We start from the raw sequence: 22,955 nt of genomic DNA on the forward strand, positions 1-22,955 counted from the left end.
GCATGGGGCTGAGCGACGCACGGCTGGCCGAGATCGCCGCCGGGGTCGCCGCCGTGCCGGGCGTGGTCGGCGTCGTGCTCGGCGGCAGCCGCGCCCGCGGCACGCACACCCCGGAGTCCGACACCGACCTGGGCGTCTACTACCGCGGCGCGCTCGACGTCGACCGCCTCGGCGCCGTCGCCCGCCGCTTCGCGGGCGAGGCCGCCCAGGTCACCGCGCCGGGCGGGTGGGGACCGTGGGTCGACGGCGGCGGGTGGCTCGAGGTGGACGGCGCCGCGCTGGACCTCATCTATCGCGACCTCGACCGCGTACGGGCCGTGTGCGCCGACGCCGAGGCGGGCCGTTACGCGTTCGCCCAGCAGAGCGGCCACCCGCTCGGGTTCGCGAGCCACGCGTACGCCGGGGAACTGGCCCTCGGCCGCATCCTGAGCGACCCGGCCGGGGAGCTCGCCGAGGTGCGCGACGGTCTGCGGACGTACCCGCCGGCGTTGGCGCAGGCCCTGGTCGACGGGCTGTGGGAGGCGGACTTCGTGGTGGCGCTCGCCCGCAAGGGCGTCTCCCGCTCCGACACGGCGTACGTCGCCGGTTGCCTGTTCCGGCTGGTCGGCGTGTGCGCGCACGCCCTGCACGGCGCGGCCGGCCGCTGGCTGATCAACGAGAAGGGCGCCGTCGCCGCGACCGCCGCGCTGCCCGGCGCGCCGCAGCAGTTCGCCGAGCGGGTCGATCGGGCCTTCGCCGCGCTGGACGCCGACCCGCTGAGGCTGCGCCTGGCCATCGACATCGCGGCGGACCTCGTGCTCGACACCGCCGACGCGTGCACCATGATGATCCGGTGACCGCCGACGAGCCCACCATCCTGGCCACCAGCGCGTTCTTCGAGACCGGCCGCTTCGGCGGACTGGCCTGGCGACCCGGGAAGATCCACCGGCTCGCCGCCGAGCTGGCCCGGGCGCCGCGGCCACGGATCTGCTTCCTGACCCAGGCGAGCGGCGACCCGCCCGGCACCATCGCCGCGCACTACGCCGCATTCGCCGGCACCGAGTTCGTCGCGTCGCATCTGCAGCTGTTCCCGATGCCCAACGTCGCCGACATCCGCGCCCACCTGCTCGAGCAGGACATCGTCTGGGTGCACGGCGGCAGCGTCGCGAACCTGTGCGCGGTGTGGCGGGCGCACGGCGTCGAGGAGATCCTGCACGAGGCGTGGCAGTCGGGCGTGGTGCTCGGCGGGGTGTCGGCCGGCTCGATCTGCTGGCACCGGGGCGGCACGACCGACAGCTACGGGCCCGATCTGCGGGCTTTCACCGACGGGCTGGGCTGGCTGCCGTACTCCAACGGCGTGCACTACGACGCCGAGGCGCAGCGGCGGCCCAAGATGCACGAGTTGATCGCCGACGGCACGCTGGGCGACGGCTACGCGACCGACGACGGCGCCGGGCTGGTCTATCGCGGCACGACGCTGGCCGAGGTGGTGGCCGACCGGCCGGGCCCGCTGGGCTACGAGCTGAGGCGCGCCGCGGACGGCTCGGTCACCGAGACGCCGCTGCCCACCAGGGTGCTCTAGCTGCAGTAGTGCAGGATCACGTTGTGCACGTGGTGGGTCTTCTCCGAGCCGCGGAACTCCACCTCGTAGACGTGCGTGCCGACGGTGATGGCGATCGTACCGGTGGAGAAGTACTGCCCGGCCCAGCTCTTGTTGCTCACCACGCTGACGCTGCTGACCTTGGCGTACGGGATGCTGGTGATCGCGATGCGCTTCCCGGCGAACGACTTGTCCTGGATGATGATGCGCCGGTTGGTCAGCCCGATGAAGCCCGTCCCGGCGCCGACGGCGTCGTACACGGCGATGATCTGCTCGCCGTCCAGCAGGCCGCTCTGGATCTGCTGGAGCTGGCCCTTGCTGTCGTAGACGATCTCGCTCATGGGCTGAGCGTAACGATCACACGCTAGGCGAGCTGGTCACCGTACGGTAGAAGTCCTCGATCCGCGCCGCGAGCGCAACCTCACCGTCCGTGATGGTGTCGCCGTCACGGTCACCCAGGCAGATCTGGGTGTGACCGTCGGTTCGCCGGATCGACGGGCGGATGCGCAATGTGTCCGCCGCCACCTTGATCCGTTCCGTCAGTGCGGCATGCTGGCTGTCGTCACACACCAGCTCCCGCTTGAGCTGCACCCCGTCGCGCTGCCAGCCGCTCAGCAGCGTCAGGGCGTCACTGAGGTAGTCGGAGCGGTTTTCCCGCTGTCTTCTGGCCCGCATCGCCGCACCCCCTAGGCGTCGTTGCCGGCTTGTGGCCAAACTGTCGCCGTGTCGTCATGGTCGGTGCCTCACAGTCTTGCTTCTCGGGTCAACCATGTCCACGCCCACATATACGTGTTTGCGTGACGATCGGGACGCCTCGGGCACCCGCAACGGTAAACTTTTGTGAGAAGCTCTGATCTCATGCCGCCGAAACAGCACGTCAGGGCACCGAAGTTACCGAGAGTCATCGTCGCGGCGGTGATCATCGCCGATGGGCGGGTGCTCGCCTGCGAGCGCTCGGCGCCGGCCGAGGTCGCCGGGCGATGGGAGTTCCCGGGCGGCAAGGTGGAGCCGGGCGAGACCGACCAGCAGGCGCTGGCCCGCGAGTGCGCCGAGGAGCTGGGCGTACGGGTGGCGGTCGGCGATCGGGTGGGGCCCGACGTCCCGCTCGCGCACGGGCGGTCCGTGCTGCGGGTCTTCGCCGTACGCCTGCTCGAGGGCGACGTGCCGCGGGCGCTGGAGCACACGTCCATGCGCTGGCTCGCGCAGAACGAGCTGGACAGCGTGCACTGGCTGCCCGCGGACAAGCCGATCGTCGCCGAGCTACCCGGGCTGCTCGCCTGACGCGTACGTCCTGCGCAGCTCCCGCTTGAGCACCTTGAAACTCGGCCCCAGCGGGAGCGACTCGGCGAACCGGACCTGCCGGGGGTACTTGTGCCGCCCGAGCTTCTCGCGCGACCACTCGATCAGCTCCTCGGCCGTCACCGCGCCCGGGGCGGCCACCACCACCGCGCAGATCTCCTCGCCGTGCACCGGGTCCGGCACGCCGATGACCGCGACCTGCTGCACGGCCGGATGCCGGGCCAGCGCCTCCTCGACCTCGCGCGGATAGACGTTGAAACCGCCACGGATCACCAGGTCCTTCTTGCGGTCGACGATCGTGATGAAGCCCTCCGCGTCCTTGGTGCCCAGGTCGCCCGTGCGGAACCAGCCGTCGACCACGGCCTCGCGGGTCGCCTCGGGGTTGTTGAGGTAGCCGGCGAACACGTTGTGGCCGCGGATCACGATCTCGCCGAGCTCGCCGGTGTCCATCAGCTCGATCCGCTCGTCGATCTCGGGCCGGGCGATCTCGACCTCGACTCCCCAGATGGGGTGGCCGATCGTGCCGGGCTTCGTGCCGAACGCGGGCTGGTTGGTGGTCGCGGTCGGCGAGGTCTCCGAGAGCCCGTACCCCTCGTAGATCGTCGCGTGGAACGTCTCGGCGAACTTCTCCAGCACGGCGACCGGCAACGACGCGCCGCCCGAGACGCACAGCCGCAGGTCGGGCAGCTTCTCCGCCTTCGGCGCCGCCTCCAGCAGCCCGATGTACATGGTCGGCACGCCGTGGAACATCGTCACGTTCTCGCGGACCATGAGCTCGATCGCGGCCTCGCCGGAGAAGCGCGCCATCAGCACGATCGTGCCGCCGAGCCGGAACGTGCCGTTCATCCCCACGGTCTGGCCGAACGTGTGGAACAGCGGCAGGCAGCCCATCACCACGTCGTCGTCGTGCATCTCGTGGATGTCGAAGACGTTGACCATCGTGTTCATCACGAGGTTGAGATGGGTGAGCAGCGCACCCTTGGGCTTGCCGGTCGTGCCGCTGGTGTAGAAGACGACCGCGATGTCCTCGGCTTCGCGGGTCTCGTACGTGCGCAGCGGCTTGCCCTCGGCCTCCTCCAGCCGGTTCACGCCCTCGACCGGCGGCCCCACGGAGACGACCGGGATGCCGGCCATCCGGGCGGCGGCCGCGGCGTTCTGCAGCTGGCTGGAATGGGCGACCAGCAGCTTGGCGCCGCTGTCCTTGAGGACGTACGCGTTCTCCTCCGGCGTGAGGAGCAGGTGCATCGGGACGATCGTGGCGCCGGCCGCCAGCACGGCGTAGTAGACGCGGGGGAAATCGGCGAGGTTGGGGATCTGGATGGCGACCACGTCACCGGGCCCGATTCCGAGGCCGCGCAGGCCACCGGCGTACGCCAGGGTCTGTTGCCAGAGGTCGCGATACGTGATCCGCTCGGTCGTGAGGCTGTCGATCACCGCGAGCTTCTCGGGATGTTTTCGTGCTGCCTCTGCCAGGACGGTGGCGAGCGACAACTGCGTCATGCTGAGCCTCCTGCGGCATGCCTTCCTGGCCCTACGGCCGCTTCGCTGACTCCGGTGCAGTCAGTCATGCCAAGTGCCCTCCGATCTTGGTGTAACCACGGAGCAGATCGCGAGAGATGATCAGGCGCTGCATCTCGTCGGTGCCTTCATAGATACGCATCAGTCGCACCTGGCGGTACCACCGTTCGATCGGAAGCTCGCGGGTGTATCCCATCCCGCCGTGGATCTGCATGACCCGGTCGACCACGTGGTTGACCATGTTGGCGCCGTGCAGCTTGGCCATCGACGACGCGTGCCGCGGGTCCCAGCCCTGGTCGACCGTCCACGCCGCGCGAAGGATCAGCCAGCGGGCCGCCTCGATCTCGACCTCGGAGTCGGCGATCATCCACTGGATCGCCTGGTTGTCGCCGATCTTCTTGCCGAACGTCTCGCGCGTGTTGGCGTACTCGATGGCCATGCCCAGCGCCCGCTCGGCGATGCCCAGGGCGTTGGAGGGGATCAGGTAGCGGCCCTTGCCGATCCACTTCATGCCGAGCTCGAAGCCCTGCCCGATCTCGCCGAGGATGTTGCGCGAGGGCACCCGTACGTCGTCGAAGACCAGCGCGGCCGGGCCGCCCTCGCCCATGGTCTGGATGAACTCGGAGCGCCAGCCCATCTCACGGTCGACCAGGAACGCCGTGGTGCCGCCGCCGCGCACGCCCTTCTCCCGGTCGGTGACCGCGACGACGATCACGAAGTCGGCCTCGTTGCCGTTGGTGATGAACGTCTTCTCGCCGTTGAGGATCCAGTCGTCGCCGTCCCGCCGGGCGCTGAGCTTGATGTTGGCCGCGTCGGAGCCGGCGCCCGGCTCGGTGATCGCGAAGCAGGAGATCCGGTCGCCCTCGATCGTCGGGATCAGGAACTCCCGCTTCTGCTCCTCGTTGGCGTAATACAGGATGTTGTCCGCCTCGCCGCCGAACTTGAACTGCACGTAGGTACGGCCCACCTCGGTCCAGATCAGCGACTGCAGGACGGCCGGCAGGTTCATCCCGCCGTACTCCTCCGGTGTGGACAGGCCCCAGAAGCCGAACTTCTTGGCCTTCTGCTGGAGCTCGCGCAGCTCGCTGCGGTCGAGGCCGGGCTCGTGCCGGCGCTCGCGCAGCAGCGCCTCCTGCTCCAGCGGCATGACTTCGCGGGTGATGAACTGGCGGGCGGTGTCGCGGATCGCGCGTTCCTCGTCGGTGAGCGAGAAGTCCATGCCGTTAAACTAGCGGTGTAAGTTTTTACACGTCCAGTGCTTCTTTTCGGCCTTCGGTGGGGAGATTCGGATGGCGCGGCCCCGGCAGACGCTGCTCTCGCGGCAGCGGATCCTCGAGGCGGCCTCGGTCCTGATCGACAAGGAAGGCCTGGACGCGCTGTCGATGCGGCGGCTGGCGACCGAGCTGGGCGTGCAGGGGCCCTCGCTCTACAACCACTTCGCCACCAAGGCCGAGATCGTGGACGCGGTGGCCGACGCCGTGATCGAGCAGGTCGACGTGTCGGCGTTCGGCGCCTTCGCGTGGGACGAGGCGCTGCGCCGGTGGGCCCGCTCGTACCACGCGGTGCTGGTCGCCCACCCGAACATCGTGCCGGTGCTCGCCCAGGGCCCGGGGCGCCGGCCGGGCGGTCTGGCGATGGCCGAGGCCGTGTACGGGGCCCTGGTGGACGCGGGGTGGTCGTACGCGCGGGCCACGCACATCGGCGCGCTCATGCGATACCTGGTCACCGGCTCGGCGCTGGGCTCGTTCGCGCTCGGCTTCGACGTCGACCCGATGCTCTACGAACGTTATCCACACCTCCGGCACGCACCCCGCCTGGCGGAGCATCATGAAGCCGTGGACGAGGGCGCCTTCGAACTCGGACTGGACCTGCTGATCACCGGCCTCACGGCCCGACACGAGATGGGGACCCGCTGATGACATCGCTCGACCGGCCACACCTCTACATCGGCGGACAGTGGGTCACCCCCGCGTCCGCCGAGACCATCGCGGTCGAGAACCCGGCGACCGAAGAGGTGATCGCGCACGTGCCGGCGGGCACGGCGGCCGACGTCGACCGGGCCGTTGCGGCCGCGCGCGCGGCGTTCGACAGCTGGTCAGTCTCCCCCTCGCGGGCCGAGGTTCTCGACCGGCTGCACACCGCGCTGGCCTCCCGGGCGGCCGACATCGCCCGGGTCGTCGGGCTCGAGCTGGGCGCCCCTCTCAAGATCGCCAAGGCGGTCCAGGCAGGGCTGCCGCTCGCGGTCCTCCGGTCGTACGCCGACCTGGCCGCCCGGCCCGCTCCCGATCGCACCGTCGGCAACTCGCTGATCGAGCACGAGCCGGTCGGCGTGGTCGGTGCGATCACGCCGTGGAACTATCCGCTGCACCAGGTCGTCGCCAAGGTCGCCGCGGCGCTGGCGGCCGGCTGCACGGTCGTGCTCAAGCCCAGCGAGCTGACCCCGCTCGTCGCGTTCCTGCTGGTCGACGCGGCCGAGGAGGCGGGCGTCCCGGCCGGCGTGCTCAACGTGGTGACCGGCACGGGCCCGGTGGTGGGCGCCGCGATCGCCGGGCACCCCGGCGTCGACATGGTGTCGTTCACCGGCTCGACGGCGACCGGACGGGCGATCTCGCACGCCGCCGCCGACCGGATCGCCAAGGTCGCGCTCGAGCTGGGCGGCAAGTCGGCCAACATCATCCTCGACGACGCCGACCTGGGCCGGGCCGTGAAGGTCGGCGTGGGCAACGCCTTCCTGAACTCGGGGCAGACCTGCACGGCGTGGACGCGCATGCTCGTGCACCAGTCGCTCTACGACGAGGCCGTCTCCCTGGCGGCCAAGACCGCCGGCGGGTACACCGTGGGTGACCCGTTCGACGAGGCGACCCGGTTGGGGCCGCTCGTGTCGCGGGGTCAGCGGGATCGCGTACGGGGGTTCATCTCCCGCGCCTCCGCCCGGCTCGTCGCCGGCGGGATCGATGCGCCGGTGCCGCCGGCCGGACACTTCGTCGCGCCGACCGTCTTCGCCGACGTCGACCCCGACAGCGAGCTCGCGCAGGAGGAGATCTTCGGCCCGGTGCTGTCGATCATCCCGTTCTCGTCCGACGACGAGGCGGTCGCGATCGCCAACAACTCGAAGTACGGGCTCGCCGGCGGCGTCTGGGGCTCCGACGAGCGGGCGCTGGCCGTGGCCCGGCGGCTGCGCACCGGCCAGGTCGACGTCAACGGCGGCTCGTTCAACCCCGTCGCGCCGTTCGGCGGCTACAAGCAGTCCGGGGTGGGGCGCGAGCTCGGCGAGTACGGCCTGTCGGAGTTCCAGCAAGTGAAGGCGATCCAGCGATGAGTGCTTACTTCAACGGCCTGGTGCTGCGCTCGTCCGCAGCCCGGCCCGCCGTGGCCGAGCTGCGCCGGCCCGAGGTGGGCCCCGGCCAGGTGCGCGTGCGGGTGCGCGCGGCCGGCGTCTGCCACTCCGATCTGTCCATGGTGAACGGCACGATCCGACCGTCGTACCCGCTGGTCCTCGGCCACGAGGCGGCCGGCGAGGTGGTCGAGGTGGGCGATCATGTGGCCCGCGCCTCGGTGGGCGACCACGTGGTGCTCAACTGGCAGCCCGCGTGCCGCAACTGCTGGTTCTGCACACATGGCGAGCCGTGGCTGTGCTCGACGTCGTCCGGCGTGGCCTCGCTGGAGAACGGCGTGACCCTCGACGGCGCACCGGTGCACGTGGCTCTCGGCCTGGGCGCCTTCGCCGACGAGGTGATCGCGCCGCAGAACGCCGTCATTCGCGTGCCCTCCACCCTCGGCTTCGACCGGGCGGCGCTGCTGAGCTGCGGCGTCCTGACCGGCGCGGGCGCCGTCCGCAACACCGCGCAGGTGCAGCCGGGCGAGTCGGTCGTCGTGATCGGCCTGGGCGGGGTCGGCCTGTCCGTGGTCGCCGCCGCCCGTGCCGCCGGCGCCTCCGACGTGATCGCGGTCGACGTCTCCGACGCCAAGCAGAGCCTGGCGGCCGCCGCCGGCGCCACCGACTTCGTCGTCTCGTCCGACGCCCTGTCCAAGGAGATCCGGACCCGCACGTCGGGCCGCGGCGCCGACCACGCCTTCGAGTGCGTCGGCCGCGCCACCACCATCCGAGCCGCCTGGCGAGCCACCCGCCGCGGCGGCAAGGTCACGGTCGTCGGCATGGGCTCCAACGACGACCAGGTGCAACTGTCCGCTCTGGACATCTTCTCCTCGGCGCGCACGCTGCGTTCCTCGGTCTACGGCTCCGCCGACCCCGACATCGAGATCCCGCTGCTCGCCGACGACGTCCTGTCCGGCCGCCTGTCCCTCGACCACCTGATCACCGACCGCATCACGCTGGCCGACGTGCCCGACGCTTTCGACCGCATGTCCCGAGGCGAGGGCGCCCGCTCCCTGGTCACCTTGGGACGATGACCCGCATGTATCTGACCTTCGTCGGCGACACCGACCTGAACGCCTCGGCCACCGCAGTCGGCCGGGCGCTCGGGCTCGAGTTCACCGAGCGCGAGAGCCTGTTCCTGGGCGGCGACTACTTCCTGGCCCGGCCGCCGTGGGGCGAGGTCATCGTGCAGCACAACGACGACCAGGGGGAGCCGGCCGAGCCGGCTTACCCCGACGCCCCGACCGTCATCACGGTCACCACCGACGCCGGCCAGGAGCCGCACGTCCTCGCGGCGCTGCGCGACTCCGGTTTCACCCAGGTCGTGACATAGCCGGATCAGACGTTGAAGCGGAACTCCACCACGTCGCCGTCCTTCATGATGTAGTCCTTGCCCTCCATGCGGACCTTGCCGGCGGCCTTGGCGGCGGCCATGGAGCCTGCGGCCATCAGGTCGTCGTAGCTGACGATCTCGGCCTTGATGAAGCCGCGCTGGAAGTCGCTGTGGATGACGCCCGCGGCCTCGGGGGCGGTGGCGCCGACCGGGATCACCCAGGCGCGGGCCTCCTTGGGGCCGGCCGTCAGGTAGGTCTGCAGGCCCAGCGTGTTGAAGCCGACGCGGATCAGCTGGTCGAGGCCGGGCTCGGTCTGGCCGGTGGACTCGAGCAGCTCCTGGGCCTCGTCCGGCGGCAGGTCGATCAGCTCGGACTCGATCTTCGCGTCCATGAAGACGGCCTCGGCGGGGGCGACCAGGGCGCGCAGCTCGTCGAGGAACGCGGCGTTGTTCAGCTCGGCCTCGTCGACGTTGAAGACGTACAGGAAGGGCTTTGTCGTCAGCAGGTGCAGCTCGGCCAGCAGGGGCACGTCGATGCCCGCGGCGGCGGCGCCGGCGTGCAGGGTGACACCGTCGTTGAGCAGCTTGAACGCGGCCTCGGCGGCGGCCACCGCGGGGGCGCGGTCCTTCTTGAGCTTCGCCTCCTTCTGCAGGCGGGGCAGCGCCTTCTCAACCGTCTGCAGGTCGGCGAGGATGAGCTCGGTGTTGATCGTCTCGATGTCGTCGGCGGGCGAGACCTTGCCGTCGACGTGCAGCACGTTCGGGTCGCTGAACGCGCGCACGACTTGGCAGATCGCCGACGCGTCGCGGATGTTCGCGAGGAACGCGTTGCCGCGGCCGTGACCCTTCGACGCGCCGCGCACCAGTCCGGCGATGTCGACGAAGCTCACCGGCGCGGGCACGACCTTCTCGCTGCTGAACAGCTCGGCCAGCTTCGTCAGCCGCTCGTCGGGCAGACCGACCACGCCGACGTTGGGCTCGATCGTCGCGAACGGGTAGTTCGCGGCGAGCACGTCGTTCTTGGTCAGGGCGTTGAACAGGGTGCTCTTGCCGACGTTCGGCAGGCCGACGATTCCGATGGTGAGGCTCACGGAATGCCAGTCTACGCAGCGCCTACCGGAAGAACTTGCGCAGCTCCGCCGCGACCAGCTCGGGGCGGCCGCTGTTGTCGGCCGCGACGTGGCCCACGCCGCTCAGCGTCACCCGCCGCACCCTGGGCAGCACCGGCTCCAGGCCGTTCAGGACCCCTTTGAGGTACGCCGGCGAGCGCTCGCCGCCGAGCAGGAGCGTCTCGGCCGTGACCGCCGAGTACCGGCTCAACGGCCCGTCGGCCTGCTGCACGACCGTGGCGTCCAGCCGCATCGTGGGCACCAGCTCCCGTACGGAGGGATCGTTGCGGAGGTACAGGCGCACCAGCGGGGTGAGCGCGACCCGGGGAACGTACGGCAGGTCGCCTGTGCCCTTCGTGACCGTCACGAACGCGGCGGCGGTCCGCCCGGCGGCGAGCTCCTTCTCGTAGCGCGGCAGCCACGCGACCGGGTCGAAGCCGCCGTGACGCAGCGGCGGCTCGTACAGAGCCAGCCGCTCGATCCGCGGCAGCGCAAGCGCGCCGTGCAACGCGATGATCGCGCCGGAGCTCAGCCCGAAGACGTTGCCCGCACCGGTCTCGTCGAGCACCGCCGCGAGGTCGTCGATCTCGGTGTGCAGCCCGTGGTCCGGGCCGGCCGGACCGCTGCGGCCGCGCCCGCGCCGGTCGGGCACATAGACGGTGAACGTGGTGGCCAGCGCGGCGGCGAGCCGCGTGAAGTTGGCCGAGCTCTGCAGTCCGCCGTGCAGGAGCACGACCTTGGGACCGCCCGAGCCGAAGGTCCGGTACCGGATGTCCGGCGACGACAGTGTTCTCATACGTCAACCGTAGTTGACACCACGTGAGCCGTCAACCAAAGTTGACATCCGATGGCGATGTCCGAATCCCGCCAGCCACGAAGGTGTCCGCGGGAGCAGACTCGACGCCATGGAACTGGACTTCGAACGGTGCTACCGGGCCGTGGACAGCCGGGACCAGCGCTTCGACGGCTGGTTCTGCACCGCGGTGACCAGCACGGGCATCTACTGCCGCCCGTCCTGCCCGGCGATGACCCCGAAGCGCGCAAACGTCCGCTTCTATCCGAGCGCGGCCGCCGCCCAGCGCGCCGGGTTCCGCGCGTGCAAGCGCTGCCGCCCGGACGCCGCGCCCGGCTCCCCCGAGTGGGACGTGCGCGCGGACCTGGTCGGGCGGGCGATGCGGCTGATCGGCGACGGCGTGGTCGACCGCGAGGGCGTGCCCGGTCTGGCGAGCCGGCTGGGCTACACCGAGCGGCACCTCAACCGGCTGCTCACCGCGGAGCTGGGCGCCGGCCCGCTCGCGCTCGCCCGCGCGCAACGGGCGCAGACCGCGCGCATCCTCATCGAGACCACGGACCTGGGCCTTGCCGAGATCGCGTTCGCGGCCGGTTTCGGCAGCGTACGGCAGTTCAACGACACGATCCTCGAGGTGTACGCCCAGGCGCCGAGCGCGCTGCGGGAGCGGCGCCCGGTCACGCGCACCGAGGCCGGCACGATCAACCTGCGGCTCGCGTACCGGCCGCCTCTGCACGTGCCCGCGCTGCTGGACTTCCTCGGCACGCGCGCGCTGCCGGGGGTCGAGGAGCGCGACGGGAACACGTACCGCCGGGGTTTGTCCCTGCCGCACGGGAGCGCGACCGTCTCGCTCACCCCGGCCGACCGCTGGATCTCGGCGACGCTGCGGCTCGGCGACGTGCGCGATCTGGCGCCGGCCGTGGCCCGCTGCCGGCGCCTGTTCGACCTGGACGCGGATCCCGAAGCCGTCGACGCGACGCTGGGCGCACTGGCGGCGGACGAGCCGGGCGTACGGGTCCCGCGCGCGGCGGACGGCTTCGAGCTGGCGGTGCGAGCGATCGTCGGGCAGCAGGTCAGCGTGTCCGGCGCGCGCACGACGCTGAGCCGCCTGATCCGCTCGCACGTGCGGCCGGGCGAGCTGGCCGGCTTTCCGTCGGCGGCCGAGGTCGCCGACCTGCCGGACAGCGCGTTCGGCATGCCGGCGGCCCGGCGCCGGACGATCCGCGCGCTGGCGGACGCGGTGGCGGACGGCAAGCTCGATCTCGATCCCGGCGCCGACCGCGACGAAACGGTAGCGCGCTTGGTGGAGCTGCCGGGGGTCGGCCTGTGGACAGCCGGATACGTTGCCATGCGCGCGATCGGCGACCCGGACGTCTTCCTCCCCACCGACCTCGCCGCCCGCCGTGGCGCCCGGGCCCTGGGCCTGCCGGCGACCCCGAAAACCCTTGCGGCGTACGCGGAGAGGTGGCGGCCGTGGCGTTCCTACGCGCTCGTCCGCCTGTGGCGCGCCGCCTGAAAAAGACTTGTCCACAGCCCCCGCACGGCGGGTCCGGAAGGGCCAAGCTGTGTCGCAACCCCCTGGAGGACGTCATGTTGAAATACCGCACCCTCGACACCCCCGCCGGCCCGCTCACGGTGGTCGTGACCGGCACGGGCGCCGTGCGCGCCGCCGGTTTCACCGATCAGGTGAGCGAGCTGCTCGACCTGGTCCATCCGCTCCTGCGCGCGCCCGCCGAGCCGGCCGACGACGTGGGGCCGGTCGCCGGCCACGTGCGGTCCTATTTCGACGGCGACAAGACGGCGCTCGACGCCGTCGTGGTCGAGCAGCACAGTGGCGGCGAATACATCCGGCACGCGTGGCGGGTCATGCGCGAGATCAAGCCGGGCGCCCCGGTGACCTACACGGAGTTCGCTCGGCTCAGCGGTCGTCCGGCGGCGATCCGGGCGGCGGCCTCCGCGTGCGCCCGCAACCCCGTCGCGCCGTTCACCCCGTGCCATCGGGTGCTGCGGGTCGACGGGTCGCTCGGCGGCTACCGGTGGGGCCTGCCGGTCAAGCGGCTGCTGCTCGATCACGAGGCGGCGGCGTGACGATTAATCCCCCGACGATGCCGGCGCTCGGCCGTAGCATTCAGCCATGACTGATACGGGAACGACCGGGCGCGCCGGTCTGCCCGAGCGGCCGTCGCTCGACGGCCTCGAGGACAAGTGGGCGCGCACCTGGCAGGAGGAGGGCACGTACGCGTTCGACCGCTCGAAGGAGCGGGCCGACGTGTACGCGATCGACACGCCTCCGCCGACCGTATCGGGCGAGCTGCACATGGGGCACGTCTTCTCCTACACGCACACCGACACCGTCGCGCGGTTCCAGCGGATGCGCGGCAAGACCGTCTTCTATCCGATGGGCTGGGACGACAACGGCCTGCCCACCGAGCGCCGGGTGCAGAACGTCTACGGTGTCCGCTGCGACCCCGCGCTGCCCTACGACCCGCAGTGGCAGCCGCCGGCCACCCCGCCGAAACAGCCCGTGGCGATCTCACGGCGCAACTTCGTCGAGCTGTGCGGGCGGCTGACCGCCGAGGACGAGCAGGCGTTCGAGGCGCTGTGGCGGCGGCTCGGGCTGTCGGTCGACTGGGCCCTGACCTACACGACGATCGGGCGGCGATCGCAGGCCGTCTCGCAGCGGGCCTTCCTCGACAACCTGGCGCGCGGGGAGGCGTACACGGCCGAGGCCCCGACGCTGTGGGACATCGGCTTCCGCACTGCCGTCGCCCAGGCCGAGCTCGAGGACAGGGAACGACCCGGCGCCTATCACCGGCTGCGGTTCCACGGCCCCGACGGCCCGGTCGAGGTCGAGACGACCCGGCCGGAGCTGCTGCCGGCCTGCGTCGCGCTGGTCCATCACCCGGGCGACGCGCGCTACGAGGGACTGACCAGCGTCCGCACGCCCTACTTCGACGTCGAGGTCCCCGTCCTCGCGCATTCGATGGCGGCGGCCGACAAGGGCACCGGCATCGCGATGGTCTGCACGTTCGGCGACGTCACCGACGTCACCTGGTGGCGCGACCTGAGGCTTGACACGCGGGTCGTGCTGGGGCGCGACGGCCGCTTCCTCGCCGACCGGCCCGACGGCGTCTCGGAGGCGGCCTACCGCGACTTCGCGGGGCTGACCGTCAACGCGGCGCGGCGCGAGATCGTCCGGATCCTCACCGAGACCGGTGACCTGCTGGGCGAGCCGCGGCCGATCACGCACCCGGTCAAGTTCTACGAGCGGGGCGACTCGCCGCTCGAGATCGTCACGAGCCGGCAGTGGTTCGTCCGCAACGGGGGACGCGAGCCCGAGCTGCGCGAGCGGCTGATCGCCCGCGGGCGCGAGCTGCGGTGGTTCCCCGAGCACATGCGGCACCGCTACGAGCACTGGGTCAACGGCCTGACCGGCGACTGGCTGATCAGCCGTCAGCGGTTCTTCGGCGTGCCGATCCCGGTGTGGTACCGGCTCGACAACGCTGGCGAACCGGACTACACGAAGTTTCTCATACCGGAGAAATCGGCGTTGCCGGTCGACCCCTCCTCGGAGTGCCCGCCCGGGTTCGACGAGTCGCAGCGCGACGTCCCGGGCGGCTTCACGGCCGACCCCGACGTCATGGACACCTGGGCGACCTCGTCGCTGACCCCGCAGATCGTCGCCGGCGACCTACTCCCCCGCGTCTTCCCCATGGACCTGCGCCCGCAGGGACAAGAGATCATCCGCACCTGGTTGTTCTCCACCCTCCTGCGGTCCGAGCTGTCCGACGGCGTGCTGCCCTGGCACACGACGGTCCTGTCCGGCTGGATCCTCGACCCCGACCGCAAGAAGATGTCGAAGTCCAAGGGCAACGTCGTCACCCCGATGGACCTGCTCGTGCAGAACGGGGCCGACGCGGTCCGCTACTGGGCGGCGAACGGGCGGCCCGGCGCCGACCTGGCGTTCGACCCGGCGCAGATCAAGGTCGGGCGGCGGCTGGCGACCAAGCTGCTCAACGCGTCGAAGTTCGCGCTCGGGCTGGGCGCGGCGGAGGCGTTGCGCAAGCCGGTGACCGAGCCGCTCGACCGGGCGATGCTGGCGCGGCTCGCGACCGTGGTCACCGCTGCCACCGAGGCGTTCGACAGCTACGACCACACCGACGCTCTGCAGGCGGCCGAGACGTTCTTCTGGACGTTCTGCGACGACTACATCGAGCTGGTCAAGGAGCGGGCGTACGCCTCCGGCCCCGCGGCCGACTCGGCGCGCGCGGCGCTGGCCACCGGGCTGTCGGTGCTGCTGCGGCTGTTCGCGCCGTTCCTGCCGTACGTCACCGAAGAGGTCTGGTCGTGGTGGCGGTACGGGTCGGTGCACCGGTCGACGTGGCCGACGCCGTACGAGCTGACCCGGGTCGCCGGCGAGGGGGACGCCTCGCTGCTCGACCTGGCCGGCGACGCGCTGCGGCAGGTGCGGCGGGCGAAATCCGACCGCAAGCTGTCGATGAAGGCCGACGTGCCGCTGGCCGAGGCGCTGGGGCCGGCCGAGCTGCTCGAACGGCTGGCGCTGGTCGAGGACGACGTCAAGTCCGCCGGCCGGATCGCCAAGCTCGACACGCTGCCCGACCGGACGCCGGAGCTGGTGATCGCCTGCGCCTTCTGACGGCCGCGCTGCCGGCCCAGCGGCGCCGCGTCGGGTGCGGCGGTGCGGGCCGGGTGCGGCAGTGCGGGCTGAGTGTGCGGTGCCGCTTGGCGGGCGAGCCGGTGCGGGCTGAGTGCGGGGTGCCGCTTGGTGGGCGGGGTCGGCGCGGCTCTGGCGAAACGGGCCGAGCGGGGGGCGTGGGCAGGGCAGCATGAAAGGCATGTCGATCGCGCCCGAGCAGGTCGAGGCGCCCGCCCGCGACGCCGTGCTGTTCAAGTCGTCGCCGGTGCGGACGTTCGTCGCGCTCTTTCTGTTGCTGATGGTGTCGTTCGCGCTGGTGTCACCGGTGGTCGCGATGTTCGGCGACGGCGGGGCCGGCAAGCGGTGGTGGCAGACCGCGCTGCAGGCCGCCGTGGTGGCGGCGCTCGCAGCGGGCGCCTACGCCTACTCGACGCGGGGCTCGCTGCGGACGTGGGTGCGCGTCTCGTCGGGCGGGCTCGAGCTGGCCGCCCAGGAGAGCGATCCGATCATGCTGGCCTGGGCGGACATCCAGCACGTGACCGTGCGCAGGGAGGGCTTCCGCAACGTGCTGGAGGTGACCCCGGTCGACATGGACCGGGTCCACCCCGTGCAGGGCGAGGAGGCGGGGCCGCCGCCGCTGGCCGAGACGCCGGACGGGCAGTCGTTCACCGCCGACCTGAGCGAGGTGTGGCCGAGCCCGCGACGCCTGCGCCGGGAGCTCGCCAGGTACCTGCCGGCGGACGAGAAGGACGCAGCGCGGGCGAGCTGAGCCGCCGGCCGGGACCGGGCCGGCGCCGCAGGCTGGAGTCACCGGCCGGAGATCCGCCGCTGCACGGGCGCCGCTGAGGGCGTCGCCTTGGGTCAGAAGTCGCCGCCGAAATCTCCGCCACCGAAGTCGCCGCCGCCGAAGTCGCTGCCTCCCCAGTCGCCGCCGCCACCGAAGTCGCCGCTCGCCTCCGCGCCGCCCATGTCGTCGCCGCCGCCGAAGTCCTGGGCGGCCTCGGAGTAGCCGTCGGAGAAACCGTCGCCGTAGCCCATGTCGCCGAAGCCGGGGGACAGCAGCGCGTCGAAGATGAGCATGCCGCCGAGGACGCCGGCGCCGGCGCCGAGCGCGGTCTTCCAGACCGGCGTCGAATACCAGCCGGAGGGCACCGGACGGCCCTGCACCCGGCCGCCGGGGTAGTAGTACGGCGTGTCGGGGCCCGGCTGCGGGCCCGCCTTGTAGTGCTGGCCCTGCACGCTGACCTCGCGCTCCTTGGTCAGCTGCCCGGCGCCCTGCGCGGCGGCGAGGGCGGGCAGCTCGGGGCCGGGGTCGATGCCCATCGCGAGGCGGGCGGCACGCACGTACTGCAGGCCTTCGAGCGCCGACTCGCGGGCCAGCTCGTACTGCCGGACGGTGTTGGCCTGCTGCAACTGGCCGCCGGCCGCGTTGTAGCGCTCGCTCGCGTCCGAGAGCGCCTGCCGGGCCGCCGCGTCGTCGCCGTGCAGGTTCATCAGCTGCCCGCCGAGGCGCTCGTACCACCGCTGGGCCTCGGCCCGTGCGTCCTCGAGCCGGGTCTGCTGCGAGGCCGCGCCGTTGCGGCGGGCCAGGAGAACGACGAGGAGGACGACGATGACGATGCCGAGAATCAGCAACACGCTCATGTTTCAACGGTACCCTCGCGATTCACGAAGCCACGGTCTGGCAGTCTCCGGTGTGTGACTGTTTCGACGCTGGTCGTGGTGCTCGTCTGCCTGGCCGCCGGCGCTGCCCTCGGGTGGCTGACCGCGCGGCTGCGGTCGGCCGCCGACATCGCACGGCTCGAGGCGACCGTGCAGGCGCGCGCCGACGGGGAGGAGCGCCTGGAGCAGTCGATGCGGGCACTGTCGTACGAGGCCACGGCCCAGTCGCAGGAGGCAGTGGCGCGTGCGGTGGCGCCGCTGCACGAGACGCTGCGCCGCTACGAGGACCGGGTGGCCGAGCTGGAGCGCGAGCGCGTCGACGCGTACGCGGAGCTGCGGGAACAGGTGCGCACGATGAGCGCGGTCTCGGGCGAGCTGCGCACCGAGACCAAGCAGCTGGTGGCCGCCCTGCGTACGCCCCAGACGCGCGGCCGGTGGGGCGAGCATCAGCTGCGCCGGATCGTGGAAGCGGCGGGCCTGCTGGAACACTGTGACTTCGCTGAGCAGGTCACGGCGGCAACCGACAATTCCGGCGTACGCCCCGATCTCGTCGTGCGGCTGCACGGCGGCCGCACGGTGGTGGTCGATGCGAAGGCGCCCCTGGAGGCGTACCTGTCGGCGCTGGAGGCACGCGACGAGCGCACCCGCGACGGCTTCCTCGACCAGCACGCCCGCCACCTGCGCTCGCACGTCGACGCGCTGGCCGCCAAACAGTACTGGACCGCGTTCGAGTCGGCGCCCGACTTCGTGGTGCTGTTCGTGCCCGCCGACCCGTTCCTCGACGTCGCGCTGCGTCACGACCCGTCGCTGATGGAGCACTCGTTCCGGCGCAACGTGGTGCTCGCCACGCCGGCCACGCTGATCGCGCTGCTGCGCACGGTCGCGTTCTCGTGGCGGCAGGAGGAGCTGGCCCGCAACGCCGTCGAGGTGCACAGCATCGCGCGCGAGCTGTACGGCCGGATCGCCACGCTGGGCGACCACGTCGGCAAGCTCGGCGCCTCGCTCGGCGGCGCGGTCACCGCGTACAACCGGGCCGTCGGTTCGCTCGAGTCACGGGTGCTGGTCAGCGCGCGCAAGCTCGCCGAGATGGGCGTCTCGGACGACGACCTGCCCACGCCGGCCCAGCTCGAGGTGGCCCCGCGCCAGCCCCAGGCCCCCGAGCTGCTCGAACCCCGTTAGGCCTGCGTCGCCACTGCCTGCGCCGCCTTCATGTCGCGGCGCAGCTCCTGGGGCAGGGAGAAGGTCAGGCGCTCCTCGGCGGTGGTGAACTCGGTGACCTCGCCGAAGCCGCGCTGGGCCAGGTGGGCGAGCACCTCCATCACCAGGTCGTCGGGCACGCTGGCGCCCGACGAGACGCCGACCGTGGTCGCGCCCTCGAGCCACTCGTCGCGGATCTCGGAGGCGTAGTCGACCAGATGGCCCGCGCGGGCGCCCGCGTCGACGGCGACCTCGACGAGGCGTACGGAGTTGGAGCTGTTGGCCGAGCCGACGACGATCACCACGTCGCACTCCGGCGCGATCTCCTTGACCACGTGCTGACGGTTCTGGGTGGCGTAGCAGATGTCGTCGCTGGGCGGCGACTGCAGCAGCGGCAGGCGGGTCTTGAGCCGTGCGACGGTCTCCATCGTCTCGTCGACCGACAGCGTGGTCTGCGACAGCCAGACGACCTTGGACGGGTCGCGCACCACGACCTGGTCGACCGCGTCGGGGCCGTCGACGAGCTGGATGTGCTCGGGGGCCTCGCCGGAGGTGCCGATGACCTCCTCGTGGCCCTCGTGGCCGATGAGCAGGATGTCGTAGTCGTCCTTGGCGAACCGCTTGGCCTCGTGGTGCACCTTGGTGACCAGCGGGCACGTCGCGTCGATGGCCCGCAGGTTGCGCGCCTTGGCCTGCTCGTGCACCTCGGGGGCGACGCCGTGGGCCGAGAAGACGACGGTCGCGCCCTCGGGGACCTCCTCGTTCTCCTCCACGAAGATCGCGCCGCGGGCCTCGAGCGTGCTGACCACGTGCTTGTTGTGCACGATCTGCTTGCGCACGTAGACCGGGGCGCCGTAGAGCTTCAGCGCCTCCTCGACGGTCTGCACCGCACGGTCGACACCCGCGCAGTAGCCGCGCGGCTTGGCCAGCAACACACGCTTGGAAGGTTCGCTCACCCGGCCATGGTACGTGCCCCTCCTCGATGCCGGCCCGGCTGCGATCAGCGCCACAGGGGTTGTCCACAGGTGGCGGCTGCGGACTCGACCGGCCGGGCAGGGACCGGGATACTCGTCGGATGCTGGACGAGAAACAGCGGGACGAAACGGTCGAACCGGCGCCGTGGTGGGTGGTCACCGGTCGCGCGCTGCGCTTCGTGCTGGGCGCGGTGTCGCTGGTCGGCGGGCTGACCTGGATCCTGCTCAACCTGCACGTGCAAACCGTGGTGCTCGACGTCGCGGTGGGCACGGTGCTCGCGGTCGGCGGCCTGGTGCTGCTCATGCCGCACCGCGTCCGGCTGCCGCGCCGGGCCACGGCGGTGGTGATGAGCGTGTTCGCGCTGGCCGGCACGGCGGCCGGGCTGCTCGCCGGGCGGTCGCAGACGTGCTGCGACTTCGCGTACATCACCGACCGCGGCTGGCCGTTCCACTGGGCCCAGCAGGGCGCCCTCGCGGGCGACTTCGAAACCGCCCGGCGCCTGGCGCAATCCGCGTCGTGGACCGTCGACTTCCTGACGCTCGGCGTCGACCTGCTGATCTGGTCGTACGTCGGCCTGATCCTCGTCGTGATCGCCGTCGTGGCGCGCCGGCCCCGCGGCACGACGCGCTGACCCGTCCCCCGCGCGGCCGAAAGAGGCCGATTCGCCGGTGATCGGGCGGTTCCGGCTGGATACTCGGACGCATGCCGCCCGCCGCCGAGGAAGAACCCGGCCTGCTCGCCTCCTCGATGGCGACGCTCCGGCTGATCGTGGGCTGGGCCCTCGTCGCGCTCGGCGTGCTGAACCTCGCCATGGGCCTGGTCTCCGTGTCGTACGTCGTGTTCCACGTGGTGCTGCTGGTGACCGGCCTGCTGCTGCTGGGCGTGAGCCGGCTCGGCCGCCGGCCGGCGCGGCTCGCCTGGATCGCCGGCGGGCTCGTCGCGGGGCTCGGGCTGGTCGCCGGCGCGATCCCGGCGCTCGCCGTCGGGTGCTGCTCCCCCGGGTACGCGGTGCGGCACGGCTATCCGTTCACGATGCTGGCCCGCGATCCCGGCGGGTGGCGGTTCGACGCCGCGCGTACGGTCGCCGACCTGCTCTTCTGGCTGTGCGCCGGGATGATCGTGATGGTGGTGGCCGACCGCCTGCTGCCGTCGCCGCGGCGGTCCGAGCCGCGCCGGCCCGGCAAGACACCGCGGCCGTCGATGCACGCCGAGGAGCGCAACGCCGGCCAGCCCAGCCGGGAGCACCGGGCCCGTGCGGCGGACGACGAGAATGTCGGAGGGCTTCCGTAGTCTGGCCGGGTGAGTGAGCCAGAGCCGACCGCGGCACCGCCCAAGAGCTCCGCCGACGAGCCGTGGCCGGTCCGTGTCGTCAGTCAGAAGATCGGCTCGTGGATCGCCAAGCTGGGCTGGGTCTGGATCGACGGCCAGGTGGCGCAGATCAGCCGCCGCCCCGGTTCCACGGTGGTGTTCCTGACCCTGCGCGACCCCTCGGCCGACCTCAGCCTCACCGTCACCGCCCACCGTGACGTGCTCGACTCGGGCGCGCCCGAGCTGGCCGAGGGCGCCCGCGTCACACTGCACGCCAAGCCCGAGTTCTATCCCGCCCGCGGCACGCTCAGCCTGCGCGCCGACGAGATCCGCCAGGTCGGCCTCGGCGAGCTGCTGGCCCGGCTCGAGCGCCTCAAGAAACTGCTGGCGGCCGAGGGTCTGTTCGCCCGCGAGCGCAAGCGCCGGCTGCCGTTCCTGCCCCGGCGCATCGGCCTGATCACCGGGCGGGCCAGCGCCGCCGAGCGCGACGTGCTGATGAACACGCGCCGCCGCTGGCCGGCCGTCGACTTCCGGGTGATCAACGTGCCGGTGCAGGGGCCCACAGCGGTTCCCCAGATCGTCGACGCGCTCAAGGTGCTCGACAACGACGACACCGTCGACGTGATCGTGATCGCCCGCGGCGGCGGCAGCGTCGAGGACCTGCTGCCGTTCAGCGACGAGGCGCTCTGCCGGGCGGTGTTCGGCGCGCGGACGCCCGTGGTCAGCGCGATCGGCCACGAGACCGACGCGCCGCTGCTCGACTACGTGGCCGACCTGCGCGCCTCCACCCCGACCGACGCGGCGAAGCGGATCGTGCCCGACCTCGGCGAGGAGACGCAGCTCATCGACGTGGCCCGCCGCCGGATCGAGCGCGCGGTGCTCACGCTGATCGAGCGCGAGACGCACCGCATCGAGTCGTGGCGTTCGCGTCCCTCGCTGGCCCGGCCCGAGCTGCTGGTCGACCAGCGCGCCGCCGACGTGACCGCGCTGCGCGACCGGGCCGTGCGCAACCTCGAGCACCGCCTGCGCCGCGCCGACGACGACCTGCGCCACACCGTCGCCCGGCTGCGGGCGCTGTCCCCCGCGGCGACGCTTCAGCGGGGCTACGCGATCGTGCAGCGCTCCGACGGCCACGTCGTGCGCGCCGCCGACGAGGTGAAGGCCGACGACCTGCTGAGGGTGCGGCTCGCCGAGGGTGAGCTGCGAGCAGCCGTACGAGACGACGAGTGAGCCGGATGGAGACGCAGTGAGCGACGAGAAGCTGAGCTACGAGCAGGCCCGCACCGAGCTGGCCACCGTGGTCGAGCGGCTGGAACAGGGCGGCAGCTCGCTCGAGGAGTCGCTCGCGCTGTGGGAGCGCGGCGAGAAGCTGGCCGACGTGTGCGAGCGCTGGCTCGACGGCGCCCGCGAGCGCATCGAGGCAGCCCGCGCCGCCCGCACCGACGACTAGCCGCCCGCTCCGACGGCTTAGGGCGTCACCGCAGCGCGCCGGCCAGCGCCTCGAGGTTGTCGACGTCGGTCTTGCCCACGACCAGCACCGTCCGCGACTGGTCGGCCAGCACCAGCGCCTGCTCGCCCGGCCGGCCGCTGTAGAGGCGCCACACCCCGTTGTCGGCGCGGAACGTGCCGATCGGCTTGGCTTCGTCGGTCAGCTCGGTCGGCAGCAGCGTCGCCGAGGGCACGCTGCTCTGCACCAGCTGGATCGGGTCCTTGTCGGGGTCGACGTAGCCGAGCCGCAGCGTCGCGCCGTTCTCGGCCCGGCGGAAGGTGGCGCTCGACGTGTGCCAGTCGTCGCCGAGGCCCTGGGGCAGCAGCACGGTGAACGCCTTCGCCTGCTGCGCCTCCTGGATCGTCGGCGTGGGGTCGACCGCGATCGGCTTGTCGCCGTCCAGCACCAGGCGGTAGAAGGTCAGCAGCAGCGCGATCGGGATGAGCAGCACGGCCAGCGACAGCACCATGTCGCGCGGCGACCGCTCCTCGCGCCGCCCGAGCCGGACCGGCGCCTCCTCCGCCGCGACAGCGACGCCGCCCGCGCCGGCAGCCGGCTCGTCGCCCTCACCGGGCACCGCGGCCGACGCACCCGCAGCGGAGGCCGACGCGTCCGAAGCAGGGGCCGACGCGCCCGAAGCACGGACCGACGCGCCCGAAGCAG

25 protein-coding genes are annotated in these 22,955 nt (G+C 72.0%); 16 read left to right on the forward strand and 9 right to left on the reverse strand.

From position 1 onward, the window contains the following. The first annotated feature begins 2 nt into the window (after positions 1–2). Together ACSNN8_RS08715 and ACSNN8_RS08720 are read left to right on the forward strand one after the other, a co-directional pair. Positions 3–836, forward strand: coding sequence for a nucleotidyltransferase domain-containing protein (locus ACSNN8_RS08715; protein ID WP_436648127.1), 834 nt, complete (start codon positions 3–5; stop codon positions 834–836). Continuing rightward, on the forward strand, positions 833–1,561 hold the full coding sequence (locus tag ACSNN8_RS08720; protein WP_436648128.1) for a Type 1 glutamine amidotransferase-like domain-containing protein: 729 nt from the start codon (positions 833–835) through the stop codon (positions 1,559–1,561). The genes ACSNN8_RS08715 and ACSNN8_RS08720 overlap by 4 nt, the downstream gene beginning before the upstream one ends. Here ACSNN8_RS08720 and ACSNN8_RS08725 read toward each other — a convergent pair. Both ACSNN8_RS08725 and ACSNN8_RS08730 read right to left on the reverse strand, forming a co-directional pair. Next, positions 1,558–1,920, reverse strand: a complete 363-nt coding sequence (locus ACSNN8_RS08725; RefSeq protein ID WP_436648129.1) for a PH domain-containing protein — start codon at positions 1,918–1,920, stop codon at positions 1,558–1,560. The two genes, ACSNN8_RS08720 and ACSNN8_RS08725, sit on opposite strands and share 4 nt — an antisense overlap. A gap of 16 nt (positions 1,921–1,936) precedes the next feature. Then, positions 1,937–2,254 (reverse strand): 4a-hydroxytetrahydrobiopterin dehydratase, encoded by a 318-nt coding sequence (locus tag ACSNN8_RS08730; RefSeq protein ID WP_436648130.1) that lies wholly within the window; start codon positions 2,252–2,254, stop codon positions 1,937–1,939. 183 nt (positions 2,255–2,437) lie between these two features. On the opposite strand from ACSNN8_RS08730, the gene ACSNN8_RS08735 reads away from it, so the two are divergent. Next, complete coding sequence (locus ACSNN8_RS08735) at positions 2,438–2,860, forward strand: (deoxy)nucleoside triphosphate pyrophosphohydrolase (protein WP_436648131.1); 423 nt, start codon at positions 2,438–2,440, stop codon at positions 2,858–2,860. Here the strand turns inward: ACSNN8_RS08735 and ACSNN8_RS08740 are convergent. After that, on the reverse strand, positions 2,840–4,378 hold the full coding sequence (locus ACSNN8_RS08740) for a long-chain-fatty-acid--CoA ligase (protein ID WP_436648132.1): 1,539 nt from the start codon (positions 4,376–4,378) through the stop codon (positions 2,840–2,842). The two genes, ACSNN8_RS08735 and ACSNN8_RS08740, sit on opposite strands and share 21 nt — an antisense overlap. A gap of 64 nt (positions 4,379–4,442) precedes the next feature. Next, positions 4,443–5,615, reverse strand: coding sequence for an acyl-CoA dehydrogenase family protein (locus ACSNN8_RS08745; RefSeq protein WP_436648133.1), 1,173 nt, complete (start codon positions 5,613–5,615; stop codon positions 4,443–4,445). Between the two features lie 70 nt (positions 5,616–5,685). Here ACSNN8_RS08745 and ACSNN8_RS08750 point away from each other — a divergent pair, with 70 nt between their 5' ends. The 4 genes from ACSNN8_RS08750 to ACSNN8_RS08765 are packed head-to-tail and all read left to right on the forward strand — an operon-like array spanning position 5,686 to position 9,105. Next, positions 5,686–6,312: a TetR/AcrR family transcriptional regulator gene (locus tag ACSNN8_RS08750; protein ID WP_436648134.1), complete on the forward strand. Its 627-nt coding sequence runs from the start codon at positions 5,686–5,688 to the stop codon at positions 6,310–6,312. Next, a complete protein-coding gene (locus tag ACSNN8_RS08755) occupies positions 6,312–7,715 on the forward strand; it encodes an aldehyde dehydrogenase family protein (RefSeq protein ID WP_436648135.1) in 1,404 nt (467 codons plus the stop codon). The genes ACSNN8_RS08750 and ACSNN8_RS08755 overlap by 1 nt, the downstream gene beginning before the upstream one ends. Beyond that, positions 7,712–8,806, forward strand: a complete 1,095-nt coding sequence (locus ACSNN8_RS08760; RefSeq protein ID WP_436648136.1) for an alcohol dehydrogenase catalytic domain-containing protein — start codon at positions 7,712–7,714, stop codon at positions 8,804–8,806. The genes ACSNN8_RS08755 and ACSNN8_RS08760 overlap by 4 nt, the downstream gene beginning before the upstream one ends. Next, positions 8,803–9,105 (forward strand): hypothetical protein, encoded by a 303-nt coding sequence (locus ACSNN8_RS08765; RefSeq protein WP_436648137.1) that lies wholly within the window; start codon positions 8,803–8,805, stop codon positions 9,103–9,105. Before ACSNN8_RS08760 ends, ACSNN8_RS08765 begins: the two co-directional genes overlap by 4 nt. Positions 9,106–9,110: 5 nt before the next feature. On the opposite strand, the gene ychF is transcribed toward ACSNN8_RS08765, so the two are convergent. Both ychF and ACSNN8_RS08775 read right to left on the reverse strand, forming a co-directional pair. Next, positions 9,111–10,196 carry a redox-regulated ATPase YchF gene (gene ychF, locus ACSNN8_RS08770; RefSeq protein WP_436648138.1) on the reverse strand — a complete coding sequence of 362 codons (1,086 nt, stop codon included), beginning with the start codon at positions 10,194–10,196 and terminating at the stop codon, positions 9,111–9,113. 22 nt (positions 10,197–10,218) lie between these two features. Beyond that, positions 10,219–11,010: an alpha/beta fold hydrolase gene (locus ACSNN8_RS08775; RefSeq protein WP_436648139.1), complete on the reverse strand. Its 792-nt coding sequence runs from the start codon at positions 11,008–11,010 to the stop codon at positions 10,219–10,221. A gap of 109 nt (positions 11,011–11,119) precedes the next feature. On the opposite strand from ACSNN8_RS08775, the gene ACSNN8_RS08780 reads away from it, so the two are divergent. From ACSNN8_RS08780 to ACSNN8_RS08795, 4 genes are all read left to right on the forward strand, one after another. Further along, entirely contained in the window at positions 11,120–12,520 is a 1,401-nt protein-coding gene (locus ACSNN8_RS08780) for a DNA-3-methyladenine glycosylase 2 family protein (protein ID WP_436648140.1), read from the forward strand. A gap of 74 nt (positions 12,521–12,594) precedes the next feature. Further along, the gene (locus ACSNN8_RS08785) at positions 12,595–13,092 is read left to right on the forward strand and encodes a methylated-DNA--[protein]-cysteine S-methyltransferase (protein ID WP_436648141.1); all 498 of its coding nucleotides are present in this window, start codon (positions 12,595–12,597) and stop codon (positions 13,090–13,092) included. 46 nt (positions 13,093–13,138) lie between these two features. After that, positions 13,139–15,661 (forward strand): valine--tRNA ligase, encoded by a 2,523-nt coding sequence (gene valS, locus ACSNN8_RS08790; RefSeq protein WP_436648142.1) that lies wholly within the window; start codon positions 13,139–13,141, stop codon positions 15,659–15,661. A gap of 199 nt (positions 15,662–15,860) precedes the next feature. Continuing rightward, positions 15,861–16,430, forward strand: a complete 570-nt coding sequence (locus tag ACSNN8_RS08795) for a hypothetical protein (RefSeq protein WP_436648143.1) — start codon at positions 15,861–15,863, stop codon at positions 16,428–16,430. 92 nt (positions 16,431–16,522) lie between these two features. Here ACSNN8_RS08795 and ACSNN8_RS08800 read toward each other — a convergent pair whose 3' ends face one another. Continuing rightward, positions 16,523–17,305 carry a hypothetical protein gene (locus ACSNN8_RS08800; protein WP_436648144.1) on the reverse strand — a complete coding sequence of 261 codons (783 nt, stop codon included), beginning with the start codon at positions 17,303–17,305 and terminating at the stop codon, positions 16,523–16,525. Positions 17,306–17,359: 54 nt separating this feature from the next. Here ACSNN8_RS08800 and ACSNN8_RS08805 point away from each other — a divergent pair, with 54 nt between their 5' ends. Beyond that, on the forward strand, positions 17,360–18,502 hold the full coding sequence (locus ACSNN8_RS08805) for a DNA recombination protein RmuC (protein ID WP_436648145.1): 1,143 nt from the start codon (positions 17,360–17,362) through the stop codon (positions 18,500–18,502). On the opposite strand, the gene ACSNN8_RS08810 is transcribed toward ACSNN8_RS08805, so the two are convergent. Continuing rightward, on the reverse strand, positions 18,499–19,521 hold the full coding sequence (locus ACSNN8_RS08810) for a 4-hydroxy-3-methylbut-2-enyl diphosphate reductase (RefSeq protein ID WP_436649479.1): 1,023 nt from the start codon (positions 19,519–19,521) through the stop codon (positions 18,499–18,501). The two genes, ACSNN8_RS08805 and ACSNN8_RS08810, sit on opposite strands and share 4 nt — an antisense overlap. Positions 19,522–19,595: 74 nt before the next feature. On the opposite strand from ACSNN8_RS08810, the gene ACSNN8_RS08815 reads away from it, so the two are divergent. The 4 genes from ACSNN8_RS08815 to ACSNN8_RS08830 all read left to right on the forward strand — a co-directional run bounded on the left by ACSNN8_RS08815 (position 19,596) and on the right by ACSNN8_RS08830 (position 22,253). After that, the gene (locus tag ACSNN8_RS08815; protein ID WP_436648146.1) at positions 19,596–20,126 is read left to right on the forward strand and encodes a hypothetical protein; all 531 of its coding nucleotides are present in this window, start codon (positions 19,596–19,598) and stop codon (positions 20,124–20,126) included. Between the two features lie 71 nt (positions 20,127–20,197). Further along, positions 20,198–20,785 (forward strand): hypothetical protein, encoded by a 588-nt coding sequence (locus ACSNN8_RS08820; protein ID WP_436648147.1) that lies wholly within the window; start codon positions 20,198–20,200, stop codon positions 20,783–20,785. A 9-nt stretch (positions 20,786–20,794) separates the two neighbouring features. Further along, positions 20,795–22,033 carry an exodeoxyribonuclease VII large subunit gene (gene xseA / locus ACSNN8_RS08825; protein WP_436648148.1) on the forward strand — a complete coding sequence of 413 codons (1,239 nt, stop codon included), beginning with the start codon at positions 20,795–20,797 and terminating at the stop codon, positions 22,031–22,033. Between the two features lie 16 nt (positions 22,034–22,049). Beyond that, positions 22,050–22,253 (forward strand): exodeoxyribonuclease VII small subunit, encoded by a 204-nt coding sequence (locus tag ACSNN8_RS08830; RefSeq protein ID WP_436648149.1) that lies wholly within the window; start codon positions 22,050–22,052, stop codon positions 22,251–22,253. A 25-nt stretch (positions 22,254–22,278) separates the two neighbouring features. On the opposite strand, the gene ACSNN8_RS08835 is transcribed toward ACSNN8_RS08830, so the two are convergent. Further along, entirely contained in the window at positions 22,279–22,869 is a 591-nt protein-coding gene (locus ACSNN8_RS08835) for a DUF4245 domain-containing protein (protein ID WP_436648150.1), read from the reverse strand. Positions 22,870–22,955 lie beyond the last annotated feature (86 nt).

The organism is Actinoplanes sp. URMC 104, assembly GCF_051386375.1.
GTDB lineage: Bacteria > Actinomycetota > Actinomycetes > Mycobacteriales > Micromonosporaceae > Actinoplanes.

Excerpts from the sequence above, each read along its gene's own strand:
- ACSNN8_RS08715 (WP_436648127.1), top strand. The coding sequence starts at position 3 with ATGGGGCTGAGCGACGCACGGCTGGCCGAGATCGCCGCCGGGGTCGCC.
- ACSNN8_RS08725 (WP_436648129.1), bottom strand. The coding sequence starts at position 1,920 with ATGAGCGAGATCGTCTACGACAGCAAGGGCCAGCTCCAGCAGATCCAG.
- ACSNN8_RS08730 (WP_436648130.1), bottom strand. The coding sequence starts at position 2,254 with ATGCGGGCCAGAAGACAGCGGGAAAACCGCTCCGACTACCTCAGTGAC.
- ACSNN8_RS08735 (WP_436648131.1), top strand. The coding sequence starts at position 2,438 with ATGCCGCCGAAACAGCACGTCAGGGCACCGAAGTTACCGAGAGTCATC.
- ACSNN8_RS08740 (WP_436648132.1), bottom strand. The coding sequence starts at position 4,378 with ATGACGCAGTTGTCGCTCGCCACCGTCCTGGCAGAGGCAGCACGAAAA.
- ACSNN8_RS08745 (WP_436648133.1), bottom strand. The coding sequence starts at position 5,615 with ATGGACTTCTCGCTCACCGACGAGGAACGCGCGATCCGCGACACCGCC.
- ACSNN8_RS08750 (WP_436648134.1), top strand. The coding sequence starts at position 5,686 with ATGGCGCGGCCCCGGCAGACGCTGCTCTCGCGGCAGCGGATCCTCGAG.
- ACSNN8_RS08755 (WP_436648135.1), top strand. The coding sequence starts at position 6,312 with ATGACATCGCTCGACCGGCCACACCTCTACATCGGCGGACAGTGGGTC.
- ACSNN8_RS08760 (WP_436648136.1), top strand. The coding sequence starts at position 7,712 with ATGAGTGCTTACTTCAACGGCCTGGTGCTGCGCTCGTCCGCAGCCCGG.
- ACSNN8_RS08765 (WP_436648137.1), top strand. The coding sequence starts at position 8,803 with ATGACCCGCATGTATCTGACCTTCGTCGGCGACACCGACCTGAACGCC.
- ACSNN8_RS08775 (WP_436648139.1), bottom strand. The coding sequence starts at position 11,010 with ATGAGAACACTGTCGTCGCCGGACATCCGGTACCGGACCTTCGGCTCG.
- ACSNN8_RS08780 (WP_436648140.1), top strand. The coding sequence starts at position 11,120 with ATGGAACTGGACTTCGAACGGTGCTACCGGGCCGTGGACAGCCGGGAC.
- ACSNN8_RS08785 (WP_436648141.1), top strand. The coding sequence starts at position 12,595 with ATGTTGAAATACCGCACCCTCGACACCCCCGCCGGCCCGCTCACGGTG.
- valS (WP_436648142.1), top strand. The coding sequence starts at position 13,139 with ATGACTGATACGGGAACGACCGGGCGCGCCGGTCTGCCCGAGCGGCCG.
- ACSNN8_RS08795 (WP_436648143.1), top strand. The coding sequence starts at position 15,861 with ATGTCGATCGCGCCCGAGCAGGTCGAGGCGCCCGCCCGCGACGCCGTG.
- ACSNN8_RS08800 (WP_436648144.1), bottom strand. The coding sequence starts at position 17,305 with ATGAGCGTGTTGCTGATTCTCGGCATCGTCATCGTCGTCCTCCTCGTC.
- ACSNN8_RS08815 (WP_436648146.1), top strand. The coding sequence starts at position 19,596 with ATGCTGGACGAGAAACAGCGGGACGAAACGGTCGAACCGGCGCCGTGG.
- ACSNN8_RS08820 (WP_436648147.1), top strand. The coding sequence starts at position 20,198 with ATGCCGCCCGCCGCCGAGGAAGAACCCGGCCTGCTCGCCTCCTCGATG.